10 protein-coding genes and 1 tRNA gene are annotated in these 12,337 nt (G+C 59.4%); 2 read left to right on the top strand and 9 right to left on the bottom strand.

What is annotated here, in order from left to right:
• Positions 1 to 2: 2 nt before the first annotated feature.
• From trmD to GOX01_RS05890, 5 genes are all read right to left on the bottom strand, one after another.
• On the bottom strand, positions 3 to 707 hold the full coding sequence (gene trmD / locus GOX01_RS05910) for a tRNA (guanosine(37)-N1)-methyltransferase TrmD (protein WP_011251788.1): 705 nt from the start codon (positions 705 to 707) through the stop codon (positions 3 to 5).
• Positions 704 to 1,246 (bottom strand): ribosome maturation factor RimM, encoded by a 543-nt coding sequence (rimM, locus tag GOX01_RS05905; RefSeq protein ID WP_024717129.1) that lies wholly within the window; start codon positions 1,244 to 1,246, stop codon positions 704 to 706. Before rimM ends, trmD begins: the two co-directional genes overlap by 4 nt.
• A gap of 28 nt (positions 1,247 to 1,274) precedes the next feature.
• On the bottom strand, positions 1,275 to 1,622 hold the full coding sequence (gene rpsP / locus GOX01_RS05900) for a 30S ribosomal protein S16 (protein WP_011251789.1): 348 nt from the start codon (positions 1,620 to 1,622) through the stop codon (positions 1,275 to 1,277).
• Between the two features lie 40 nt (positions 1,623 to 1,662).
• On the bottom strand, positions 1,663 to 3,090 hold the full coding sequence (ffh, locus tag GOX01_RS05895; RefSeq protein WP_011251790.1) for a signal recognition particle protein: 1,428 nt from the start codon (positions 3,088 to 3,090) through the stop codon (positions 1,663 to 1,665).
• A 128-nt stretch (positions 3,091 to 3,218) separates the two neighbouring features.
• A complete protein-coding gene (locus tag GOX01_RS05890; RefSeq protein WP_011251791.1) occupies positions 3,219 to 3,749 on the bottom strand; it encodes a Spy/CpxP family protein refolding chaperone in 531 nt (176 codons plus the stop codon).
• 218 nt (positions 3,750 to 3,967) lie between these two features.
• Here GOX01_RS05890 and GOX01_RS05885 point away from each other — a divergent pair.
• Positions 3,968 to 4,057, top strand: a tRNA-Ser gene (locus GOX01_RS05885).
• 135 nt (positions 4,058 to 4,192) lie between these two features.
• On the opposite strand, the gene GOX01_RS05880 is transcribed toward GOX01_RS05885, so the two are convergent.
• The 4 genes from GOX01_RS05880 to metX all read right to left on the bottom strand — a co-directional run bounded on the left by GOX01_RS05880 (position 4,193) and on the right by metX (position 8,321).
• A complete protein-coding gene (locus tag GOX01_RS05880) occupies positions 4,193 to 5,488 on the bottom strand; it encodes a DEAD/DEAH box helicase (protein ID WP_011251792.1) in 1,296 nt (431 codons plus the stop codon).
• A gap of 299 nt (positions 5,489 to 5,787) precedes the next feature.
• Positions 5,788 to 6,396 carry a nitroreductase family protein gene (locus GOX01_RS05875; RefSeq protein WP_011251793.1) on the bottom strand — a complete coding sequence of 203 codons (609 nt, stop codon included), beginning with the start codon at positions 6,394 to 6,396 and terminating at the stop codon, positions 5,788 to 5,790.
• A gap of 129 nt (positions 6,397 to 6,525) precedes the next feature.
• Positions 6,526 to 7,131, bottom strand: a complete 606-nt coding sequence (metW, locus tag GOX01_RS05870) for a methionine biosynthesis protein MetW (protein WP_024716992.1) — start codon at positions 7,129 to 7,131, stop codon at positions 6,526 to 6,528.
• On the bottom strand, positions 7,131 to 8,321 hold the full coding sequence (gene metX, locus GOX01_RS05865; protein WP_011251795.1) for a homoserine O-acetyltransferase MetX: 1,191 nt from the start codon (positions 8,319 to 8,321) through the stop codon (positions 7,131 to 7,133). Before metX ends, metW begins: the two co-directional genes overlap by 1 nt.
• 148 nt (positions 8,322 to 8,469) lie before the next feature.
• Here metX and GOX01_RS05860 point away from each other — a divergent pair, with 148 nt between their 5' ends.
• A complete protein-coding gene (locus GOX01_RS05860; RefSeq protein ID WP_228119090.1) occupies positions 8,470 to 12,312 on the top strand; it encodes a glycoside hydrolase family 99-like domain-containing protein in 3,843 nt (1,280 codons plus the stop codon).
• Positions 12,313 to 12,337 lie beyond the last annotated feature (25 nt).

Here is a 12,337-nt window from a genome sequence, read left to right as displayed (position 1 = left end):
CTTCAATGGACCTGCTGTCGTGCCAGATACGCATCCCAGAGGTCCGGGCGGCGCGCCTTCGTGACGGCGATTGACTGTTCATGGCGCCAGCGGGCGATGGCACCATGGTTGCCGGAGAGAAGAATGTCGGGCACGTCCCGCCCGTCCCACACTGCCGGCTTGGTGTACTGTGGATATTCAAGAAGCCCGTCGGCGAAGCTTTCGTCCTGACCGCTGACGTCCGACCCCATGACGCCGGGAAGAAGACGGACGCAGGCATCCAGAAGCGTCAGGGCGGGAATTTCCCCTCCCGACAGTACGACATCGCCCATGCAGAGCTGTTCGATATCGTGCTTTTCCAGAACGCGTTCGTCCACCCCTTCGAAGCGACCGCAGAGAACGACGACCCCCGGACCGGACGACAGGCGCTCCGCATCTTCATGCGATATGCGCCGTCCCCGCGGTGTCGGATAGACGACCGGGCGGCCATCCAGCGCGGGAAGCGCCGAGAGGGCCGTATCCAGAACGTCTGCCCGCATCACCATACCGGCCCCGCCACCGAACGGCGTGTCATCCACGGCCCGGTGACGTCCCAGCCCGTGCTGGCGCAGGTCATGCGCCTCACAGGACCAGATCCCCCGCTCCAGCGCCCGGCCCGCGAGGGAAAACCCAAGCGGCCCCGGGAACATGTTCGGGAAAAGGGTCAGGATGTCCGCGCGCCAGCTCATGCCCGCACCTGGACCTCACCAGCCAGATCCCCCTCGACCTCGACTTCAACGGGCGGGATGAGAACCACTTCCCGTTTCGCAAGGTCTACTCGGGGCACACAGGCCAGCGTGAATGGCACGATCAGACCACGATCCACTTCGAGGCTGACGCCTGCGCCGTAATCGTGAACGACCGAAACCGTTCCCAGGACATCTCCGTCTTCGGAGACCGCCGTCATGCCGATCAGGTCAGCATGATAGAACTCGTCATCTCCGGTCTCGGGCAGGACCGCACGCGGGACATACAGCTTGACGTTGACCAGCCGCTCGGCAGCCGTACGGTCAGGAAGGTCCTGACCATCGGCATCCGTGAGCGCCGCCACGCCCGCTGAAATCCAGCGTGCCGTCCATGCCCTGCCCTGTTCGTCATGCAGCGCACCCAGCGTCTCGACCGAAGCCGGATCGTCGGTGGCAGCATGAAGATGCACCAGACCGCGAACACCGTGCGGGCGACCGACGGTAGCAATCAGGACATCACTGTCAGGGTTGAAGCGGGGCACGTCTCGGGCTTCCTTAAAAGCGGCTCAATCAGGCCGCGGCAGCAGCGTCAGCAGCGGCCTTGGCGCGCTCCTGAGCCTTCGCCTTCGGAGCGGACTTCTTCGGCTGCTCGTTGTAGGTCGGCTTCGGAGCCAGGCCAGCGTTGCCGAGGAAACGGGCAACACGGTCCGTGGCGAGGGCGCCGTTGGACAGCCAGTGCTTGATGCGCTCGTCAACCAGACGGATACGGTCAGCGTGGTCAGCCGGCAGCATCGGGTTGTAGGAACCAACCTTCTCGATGAAACGGCCGTCGCGCGGGCTGCGGCTGTCGGCGACAACGATGTGGTAGTAAGGACGCTTCTTGGCACCTGCACGTGCAAGGCGGATCTTGAGGCTCATGAAATACTCCTGAGAGACAGACTTGTAAAAACGGGACGGATCAGGCGAAAGGCGGGCGTCCACCGGGCTTACCCCCGGGGCCGCCCATGCCCTTCATCAGATCCGCCAGACCTCCTGCACCACCCATGCCGCGCATCAGGCCACCAAGGCCCATCTTGCTGATGCGTTTCATCATGGTGGACATGTCGTTGAACTGCTTGAGCAGACGGTTGATCTCCGGAACCGTAGTTCCCGAGCCCGCCGCGATGCGCTTCTTGCGGGACGCCTTGATGATCTCGGGCGTCTTGCGCTCCTGCTTCGTCATCGAGGAAATGATGGCCTTGTGACGCTTGAAGATCGACGTATCGAGCTCCTTGTCACCCAGCATATCCTTGATCTTTCCCAGCCCCGGCATCATACCGAGAATGCCGGAAATCGAGCCCATGCGGTTGATCTGGTCGATCTGGGAGACGTAGTCGTCCAGGTCGAACTTGCCCGCGAGCATCTTTTTGGCGACGCGCTCGCCTTCCTCGTGATCGAGGGTTTCGGCTGCACGTTCCACCAGCCCGGCCACGTCACCCAGGCCGAGAATACGGCCGGCAACACGCTCGGGATGGAATTCTTCAAGCGCTTCGAGGTTTTCACCCGAACCCGTCAGCTTGATCGGCGCGCCGGTGATGGCCTTCATGGACAGGGCCGCGCCACCGCGGGCATCGCCATCCATACGGCTCATGACAACGCCGGTGATGCCGACAGCCTCGTTGAAGGCCTTGGCCGTATTCACAGCGTCCTGACCGGTCATCGCATCGACGACCAGCAGCGTCTCGGCCGGCTTGGTGAGCGTGCGGATTTCCCGCACTTCATCCATCAGCGCCTCGTCGATCGACAGACGGCCTGCCGTATCGAGGATGACGACGTCATAGCCCTCAAGACGTCCCGTCTCGAGCGCACGCTTTGCGATCTGAACGGGAGACTGCCCGGAGATGATCGGCAAAGCCTGAACGCGGCCCGTCTTGGCGTTGACGCGCTCGGCCAGCTGCTGGAGCTGGAGCTGCGCGGCCGGACGCTGGACGTCGAGGCTGGCCAGAAGGACTTTCTTGTTCTCGCGACCGGACAGACGCAGGGCGATCTTGCCGGACGTCGTCGTCTTGCCCGAACCCTGCAGACCCACCATCAGCACCGGGACCGGCGGATTGGCGGACAGGTTCAGCGGAACAGCCCCTGCCCCGCCAAGCGCGTCGATCAGTGCATCATTGACGATCTTGGCGACGGCCTGACCGGGAGAAACGCTTTCCAGCACTTCCTGCCCGACAGAGCGCTCACGGACCTTGTTGACGAAGTCCCGCACCACAGGCAGCGCAACGTCCGCCTCCAGCATGGCGAGACGTACTTCACGCATGGCCTCGGTGACATCAGCCTCCGAAAGCTTCCCGTTCTTGGAAAGCCCATCGAGGACACCGGACATCTTGCCTGAGAGTTGTTCGAACAACGGGTCACCTTAAAGCAAACAGAAACACGCCACTGCGCGAGTCTTCGCGAGGTGGCGTGTCCGGAAACAGGACTGCTCTATCGTCTTGGTGCCGAAGCGTCAAGCGATAGAGGCAGAATCAGCAGTTTTCAGGGCATATCGTCCGGGTCGCCTTCCGGCGGCGGACCCATCAGGGCCTTCATCTGCTCATGGAGCGCCTTGATCTTGTCCATGGTTTCCTTGGCCTGCTGGCGCTGAGCCGGGGTTAGCAGATCGTGAAGCTGCTCCATGGTGTCGAGGTGAAGCGCGGAGACCTTGGCCTTGACCTCGTCTTCCTGCTTGCCCAGATCCGCCAGCGCGGCGCGATCCAGATCACCAGCCACGCTGAGAGCATCGTGAATCTTGCCCTCAATGGCGCGCCCTTCAAGACGCAGCGCATGTTCGTCCTGATGGGACTTCTCAAAAATGGTCTTGAGCTTTGCCTTTTGCGCCGTGGTCAGCGTGATGCCAGGCGGGATGCGCGGCATCATGAAGCCCGGGCCGCCATAGGACGCACCACCCGGCGGGGGACGATGGCCATCAGACCCATGATGCCCCTCGGCAGAAGCCGCTAGAGGAGCCACCACCAGACCGAGGGCAGCGATGACAGCAAGAAAAGCAGCGGGACGAAAGATCGTCATGGACGTCATATCCTTGGAGGTTATGGCAGCCGGAGACGCACAAAACGCCTCCATACGTTTCTAGATGGCACGTTTCAATGTTGCTGACCGCCCCCTTCTGCGTTTCAAAAAGTAAGCCCCCCCACCCCTATGTAACACGGCCCCTTGACGGCAGAAGTTTCCCGTCGCATGAAGCATCCGATCCAGGCAGAATCCTTCAGAAATGAAGCCTGCCGGATGGAGAGGTGGCCGAGTGGTTTAAGGCAGCGGTCTTGAAAACCGCCATACGTGAGAGCGTATCGTGGGTTCGAATCCCACCCTCTCCGCCACATTCCCCGTAAAAAATTCCGAACACGCCACCGCGCTCGGGACGCATTATTTTACTGCGTGCTGTCAGTCTGGAATGCAAAAAGCCCGCCCCTGCATTTGCAGAGACGGGCTTTTCAGTAAGCATTTGAATGAGATCAGCGCGCGCCTGGGCGGGGACCACCACGACCCGGGGCGCCACCACGGCCGCCACCTGGGCGACCACCCGAGGGCGGTCCCGAGCGACGGCGTCCGCCACCGCCGCCACCACGACCACCGCCCAGAACCGGCGGACGCTGCGTGGACAGTCGAGCCTCTTCGGAATGGAAGGGATGATCCGTTACAACCGGAATGGGCTTGCCGATCTTCTTCTCAATATCCTTGAGCCATGCGCGCTGTTCAGCGTCACACAGGGAGACTGCGCAACCCTCACGCCCTGCCCGGGCCGTACGGCCGATACGGTGAACGTAGGATTCCGGTACATTCGGCAGATCGTAATTGAAGACGTGGCTGACCTCGTCCACGTCGATACCGCGGGCCGCGATGTCGGTTGCCACCAGAGCCTTGATGGCGCCACTGCGGAAACCGGCCATAGCGCGCTCACGGGCACCCTGGGACTTGTTGCCGTGGATGGCTTCCGCGCGGATCCCGTTCTTGTTCAGGAACTCGGCAACCTTGTTGGCTTCATGCTTCATCAGCGTGAAAACCACAGCCCGGGCAACGCTCGGGCTTTCCAGCAGCATGAGAGCCGCATCTTTCTTGCTGCCCGAGTCAACGAACATGACAGCCTGATTGATGCGATCAACCGTGCTCGATTCAGGCGTGACCTGAACCGTTGCCGGGTTCTTCAGAAGCGAATGGGCCAGATCGCTGATGGACGGCGGCATGGTTGCCGAAAACAGCAGGGTCTGACGCTGCTTGGGAAGCAGGGCCATGATGCGCTGGATATCGCGCACGAAGCCCATGTCCAGCATCCGGTCGGCCTCATCGAGAACGAGGATTTCCAGAGTGGAGAGATCGATATGTTTCTGCCCGATCAGATCAAGCAGACGGCCGGGCGCGGCCACGAGGACGTCCACACCGCGACGGGTGGTCTCGATCTGGCGTCCCTGCCCGACCCCACCGAACACGACAGCATAGGAGAACTTCATGTGTCGCGCATAAGCGGCAAAGCTCTCACCGATCTGCGACGCCAGTTCACGCGTGGGCGCAAGAACCAAGGCACGGACGCCCTTCGGCGGCGCAGGGCGACGATTCGTGAAGATATGGTTCAGGATGGGAAGCGCGAATGCTGCCGTCTTGCCGGTTCCGGTCTGGGCCAGACCGAGAAGATCGCGACCTTCGAGCAGATAAGGGATGGCACCTGCCTGAATCGGGGTCGGCGTGGTGTAGCCTTCTTCCGCGAGAGCCTTCTGAATTGGCTCGGCAAGCTTGAGTTCGGCGAAACTGGTCATGGACCTCTCCTTTGAGACGGCAAGGTCATGCTCAGGCAACCGCACCGTTATATCCCCTGCCTGACCAACTGGCCGCAGGCATTTATGGCAAGCGACCCCATTTCCACCCTGCCTCACCTGTAAAACCGGGCCTGAAACAGGCCCGGACAGAACAGAACCGGCGGGTTATGAAGTCATCATCACACTTCAGCAGACTGGCCCTGAAGTGCCCGTGGGATGTAGGACAACACTTGTCCCATTGCAAGGAGACAGGGACCCTTAGCTGAAAAAAGCCATTGGTATTTCTTGAAATTTTGCAATCAAGAGAAGCAGTCGTACTGAACCACTGCATCAAGAGGCAAAAACCCGCCACGGGGTCGAGGCGATGATGCCTCACGTCCAAGCGCGACGAACATCACAATTTCATGATCCACTGGAAGATTGATGATCTCCCCAACCTGACCGAAGTCGAAACCATCCATAGGGCAGGTCTGAAGGCCATGCGCCGATGCCGCCATCATGAGCGCATAGGCCGCAAGACCACAGGACCGGATCCCCTCGTCCCGCTGCACCTGCTCCCGTCCTTCGTAATAGGAACGGATCATGCCGACATAGCCCTCGCGCACGGACTCGGGCGCATCTTTCCAGTAGCGGGCCGGATCTTTCTCCCAGGCCTTGATGTCAGCACACATGACAATCAGCGCGGCACAGTCCTCGACCTGCGGCTGGTCCCAGGCTGCGGCACGGATACGACGGCGCTGCTCCCGGTCCCGCACGACCAGAAAGCGATAATTCTGGATATTGAATGCAGTGGGGGCATGACGGGCGGCTTCGAGGATGGCCGTCAGTTCGGCTTCGGGGATCTGATATTCCGGATCAAAATGCTTGGTCGCGCGCCGGGATGCGATGGCCTGAAGAATTTCGCTCATGAATCGGCAACTCCACTCTGACGGTTATCAACCCGGACCCTGCGAAAAGCATACTCCGGCTTCAAGGTTTAACCGTACCGCAGAGCGAAGGTTGCGAAATATGAAAACGGGCCCATCAAAATAGCGCGGTCAGTGTCCCGCACGCTTGAGCAGGAACATGGCCTGTTCACCGAACAGATTGGCCAGCCGGATGGAACGACGCCACGGGGCACGGGCACCATCCTCATCGATCGCCAGCCACTGCTGAATGACATAACCCTCTTCCTCGCAGAGCAGGAGAAAGTCCCGGATCGTGCAGGGATGAATATTCGGTGTGGAATACCAGGGAGTATTCCACACGGGCGTCATCGGCATCCGCCCGGTCGTCAGAAGCTGAAGCCTCAGCCGCCAGTGACCGAAATTGGGAAAGGATACAATGGCATGACGCCCGATCCTGAGCATCTGCCTCAGAACCTCGCGCGGGCGTTCGACGGCCTGAAGCGTTCTTTGCAGTACGACGTAATCGAACGTGTCATCGGGATAGTCCGCCAGATCGTGATCGGCGTCTCCATGCATGACAGGCAGGCCATGCGCGACGGACTGCGTCACGTTCTGCATGTCGATCTCGATCCCCCGCGCATCGCAGGACCGCGTGCGGTACAGGTAATCGATCAGCGTGCCATCACCGCTTCCGACATCAAGGACACGGGCACGGGGCGCAATCATTTCGGCAATGAGCCGCTGGTCCACGCGCATCAGCGTTCTCCCGCCTTAAGGGCCGCATGTTCGGCCGCACCTGCGATGAAACCCCGGATGGTCCGGTCGAAGTCCGGCTCCTCCAGCAGAAAGGCGTCATGCCCGCGGTCGCTCTCGATTTCCACGAAAGAGACGTTCGCCCCTGCCCGGTTGAGTGCCCGCACCAGAAGGCGGGACTGTGACGTCGGGAACAGCCAGTCCGAGCTGAACGACACGACACAGAAACGGGTCTGCGATTTCCGGAACGGGTTGGCCAGATCACCGTCATGTTCTGCGGCCAGATCGAAATAATCCATCGCCCGGGTGATCGTCAGATACGAATTGGCATCAAAGCGCCGCACGAACGATGAGCCCTGGTGGCGCAGATAGCTCTCCACTTCGAACATTTCCCCGAACAGCGACGGACTGCTGGACGCGGGCACCGCTGTTGCCGCGTCATGCCGGACCCGCCGTCCGAATTTGCGGCTGAGAGCTTCCTCGGACAGATAGGTGATATGCGCCATCATGCGCGCCACCCCCAGTCCGCGGGCAGGAATGGCACCGAAATCCCTGTAATGGCCATCATGCCAGTCCGGATCGGCAAAGATGGCCTGCCGGCTGACTTCATTGAATGCGATGTTCTGGGCCGAATGGAAGGGCGACGTTGCGATCGGCATGGCAGCGAACACGCGGTCCGGGAAATCCGCCGCCCAGGTCAGCGCCTGCATTCCGCCCATCGAACCGCCGATGACCGCGAAAAGACGGTCTATGCCCAGATGATCGATCAGTTTCGCCTGCGCGGCCACGATGTCATGCATCGTGATTGGCGGAAACTCACTGTCCCACGCCTTTCCCGTCTCAGCACAGATCGATCGCGGTCCCGTCGTGCCCATGCAGCCGCCAAGGACGTTGGAGCACACGACGAAATAACGATCCGTATCGATCGGAAGCCCCGGCCCAACCATCCTGCTCCACCAGCCAGGTTTGCCGGTCAGGGGATTGCGTTCCGCCAGGTACTGGTCCCCCGTCAGGGCATGACAGACCAGGATCGCATTATCCCGTGCTGGTGAGAGCGTGCCGTAGGTGCAGTAGGCGACCTCCAGCGGCGCCAGATGCACGCCACATTCCAGATCGAGACCGCTGTCCAGCCGCACGGTCTGATGTGTGTAGACCGGCCCATCCGCGATACTCGGTGACGCGCTGATGTCCATCCCAGATACACCCCTGATGCCACACTGAGGCCTCATGCCTCCCGGGCGCCACGGTATGGCACTGCCTGCCGATACGATCAAATCCCCTTTTGGATTGACGATGAATTAACACCTTGAATAAAGTTAAAAAAACGTAAAAAAGTTATACATGCCGCATCCGTTCTCACATTCCTCTGTTGAAGATTCACGGATATCGCCGTTTCCGGCTGACGCCTCTCCCCTGCAGATTCTCGGGCATTCCGGCATTTTTGACGCATTTTATTATCTGAAATCCAACCCGGACCTGCACACGCTCGGAACCGCCGTTCTCCGGCATTATCATCAGCATGGATGGCGGGAGGGTCGCAAACCCAATCCCTTTTTTGATCCGCACTGGTATCTCAGCAAGAACCGCGACGTCATCGGTGATCCGTTGCTGCATTATATCCTGCACGGGGAACGCGAGGGGCGCCGTCCGATCGCCTGGTTCGATCCGGTGTGGTACGCGCGGATCTACCACGTCCCGGAACGGATGCTGGCCCTCGCCCATTACCTGAAGAACCGTCACAACACGCCGCTACGCCCGATCCCGGAGTTCGATCCGGACTTCTATCTGCGCGCCTATCCCGACGTCGCCAAAGCCGGCCTTGATGCGCTTGAGCACTACATGGTTCAGGGGTTTCGCGAGGCCCGCAAACCTTTCGACGGGTTTGATCCCCTTTATTACAGGCGGAAATACCTTCGGCATTCTCCGGACAGCAATCCGCTGCTGCATTATCTGGAAAACCGTAACCGGCCGGATATTCATCCATGCAGTCCCGAAACCGAGATATCGGTTTTTGGTGAAATCAAGCGTCGGAGCAAGCCAGGACCACTTTTTGAAAAAGCACGTCCGTTACCCCGAAGCGCTATCCGCCGCGCCCGTATTCTGGCCTATTACCTGCCGCAGTTTCATACCATTCCCGAAAATGACGCCTGGTGGGGCGAAGGTTTCACGGAATGGACCAACCTGCCCCGAGGGATTCCGCGCTTTTCGGACCATTACCAGCCCCGTATTCCACGGGATCTGGGGCATTATACCCTGAACACACCCGAAATCCTCGAGCGGCAGGCTACGATGGCTCAGGCCGCGGGGATCGAAGGCTTCATTTTCTATTTCTACTGGTTCAACCGCAAACGCCTGCTGGACCAGCCTCTGGAAATTCTGCTGTCCAACCCGCAGATCGATCTTCCGTTCTGCCTTATGTGGGCCAACGAGAACTGGAGCCGCCGCTGGGATGGATCAGCCGATGACCTGCTGATCGCGCAGGATTACCGTTCCGAGGACGACGAGGCCCTCGTGGACTGCTTTGCCCGGTATCTGCGTGATGCACGCTACATCCATTTTGATGGCCGACCAGTGCTCATGGTTTATCGGCCCGGGACCATCCCCGATGCTCCAGCCGCCTTCGTGCGGTGGCGTAAGCTGTTTCGCACCCGCCATGGGCTGGATCCGCTTTTTGTCATGGGACAGGCTTTCGGTGACGAGAACCCCGATCTCTTCGGTCTGGATGGCGCCATCGAGTTTCCACCCCACAAGGTTGTCTCGAACTGCAACCTGATCAATGACGAAATCACGCTGTTCGATAATGACTTCAGCGGTCAGGTCTATGACTACGGCGAAGTGGTGGATAAAGCCCTCGCCCAGCCCAGAACACCGTTCCCCCTGATCAGGACCGCAGCGCCTTCATGGGATAATGATGCACGTCGGCAGGGCAAAGGCCTTGTTCTGCATGGATCAACACCGGAACTCTATGAACGCTGGCTCAGCGGCCTGATCGAACAGGCTCAGTCCCGCACGTTTTTCGGAGACCCGGTCGTCTGCATCAACGCCTGGAATGAATGGGCCGAGGGCGCCTATCTGGAGCCGGACCAGCATTTCGGAAGCGCCTATCTCAACGCAACGGCACGCGCCTGTACCGGCGCCGGGAAAAACCGCTCGCGATCCGGAATCCTTCTGATTGGACATGACGCGTTTCCCGCAGGCGCACAGCGGCTGCTGCTCGAAATCGGCCGCACGCTGCAGCACTGCTTTGGCGCTGAAATCCAGTTTCTCCTCCTCGACGGAGGCGCCCTCCTCGACGAATATCGTAACGTGGCACCCACAGAGATCGTTACGGTGGAGTCAAAAACCACTACGGCGCGTCTGGAGTATCTCCGCCGGCAAGGATTTCAGTCGGCAATCCTCAACAGTGCGGCCAGTTCAGCCCTGGCGCCCCACCTTGCGGAAGCGGATATCGGCTTTCTATTCCTCATTCATGAGCTTCCCGCGCTCCTACGCAGTCGTAACCTGCACGCCCCCATGGAAAAGGCCTGTACGCTGGCACGCCATGTCATTGCACCGGCGCAAAGTGTAGCGAAAAGACTTGATCTGGCACCCCTGAACAACCTGAAGATCCTGCCGCAGGGTCTCTACACTGAGATGCCATTTTCACTGCAGGCACGACTGACAATCCGCAGGGAAATGGGTCTTGGGACAGTTGACCGGATCATTATCGGTGCCGGCTATGCAGACCTGCGTAAAGGCTTTGACCTTTTCCTTCAGCTCTGGCGCAAAATGCAGGGCGCAGTCCACTGTGTCTGGCTGGGCGATATCGACCCGTCCCTGAAGAACAACCTGCATGTCGAACTGAACGGCGCCCTCTCCAGTGGCACATTTCACATGCCTGGCAGGGTCGACAATGTGCCGGCATGGCTGGCTGCGGCAGACGTCTTTGCTCTCACGTCACGCGAAGATCCGTATCCATCAGTCGTCCTGGAAGCTTTGGCGGCCGGCCTACCATGTGTTGCATTCGAGGAAACCGGCGGAATTCCGGATCTCCTGCAACAGATCACTTCTGAAACAGATCATCGCAACAGTATCGTTCCCTTTGCGGATATACCCGCGATGGCGAACGCGGCAAACAAACTGGCGGCATGGTCCGCAGAACGCTCGCGCCGCGAACGACAGAAAATTGCTCGCGCGGCTGCACAACGCTTCAGCTTCAGACATTATGCCCAGGAACTTCTGAGCCTCGCCCTTCCCGCAATCCCGAAAATTTCCGTCGTCATCCCCTCACACAACTACGCTCACTATATGAGCCGCCGCCTTTCTTCGATTTTTGCGCAGACGGTACCGGTCTTCGAGATCATCGTGCTCGACGACGCCTCAGACGATAACAGCCTCGAAATTGCCCGACAGACGGCAAAAGACTGGGATCGGGAAACCATCTGCATCGAGAGTACTGTCCCCTCAGGCTCGGTCTTCAAGCAGTGGCACAAAGCCGTCAGGATCGCACGTGGCGACTGGATCTGGATTGCCGAGGCGGACGATTTCTGCGAACCGGAATTTCTTGAACGTATTCTGGACGGGATCAAGAACAAGCCCGCTGTCGTCATGGCATTTACGGACAGCCGGGCCGTCGACGAAGACGGCGCTCCAATTTTTCCATCCTATCAGGCCTATTACTCTGAGAGCGCAGGATTACTGATGGAAAATGACAGTCATTTTACAGGAGAAAGTTTTCTCCGGGGCTGCCTGTCGGAACGCAATCTTGTCCTCAACGTCAGTAGTGCACTTTTTCGAAAAAAACATTTACTGACAGCGATCAATGGTTGTCAGACAGACCTGAAAACCCTGCGTGTTGCAGGCGACTGGCGCATTTACCTTGAACTGCTCACGCAGAAAAACGTCGAGGTCATCTATCTGGCTCAACCACTCAATGTGCACCGGAGACATGGGATTCAGTCACCCATACACTTAGCCGGCGTAACCACATCGACGAAGTCGCCTACATGCATCGCCTTCTGGCAAGTCGCCTGGCACTTCCGGAAACACATATCAGCCGCCAGAAACACTATCGTGCAATGCTGGAACAGCAGTTCGGACTGGCTCCTCACAATGCTTCAGAAAAGGCATTGCCGCTTTCCTAAGCTATTGCACGACACAAAATCTCTCCCTGACCTGAATTTTATGCTCAGGATTTATAGCTAGGTGTTTGGTCCCGGGGTTTGATGGG

This window comes from Gluconobacter oxydans (assembly GCF_006539685.1).
In the GTDB taxonomy this organism is placed as follows: Bacteria; Pseudomonadota; Alphaproteobacteria; order Acetobacterales; family Acetobacteraceae; genus Gluconobacter; species Gluconobacter oxydans.
This window is presented reverse-complemented; position numbering and strand designations above follow the sequence as displayed.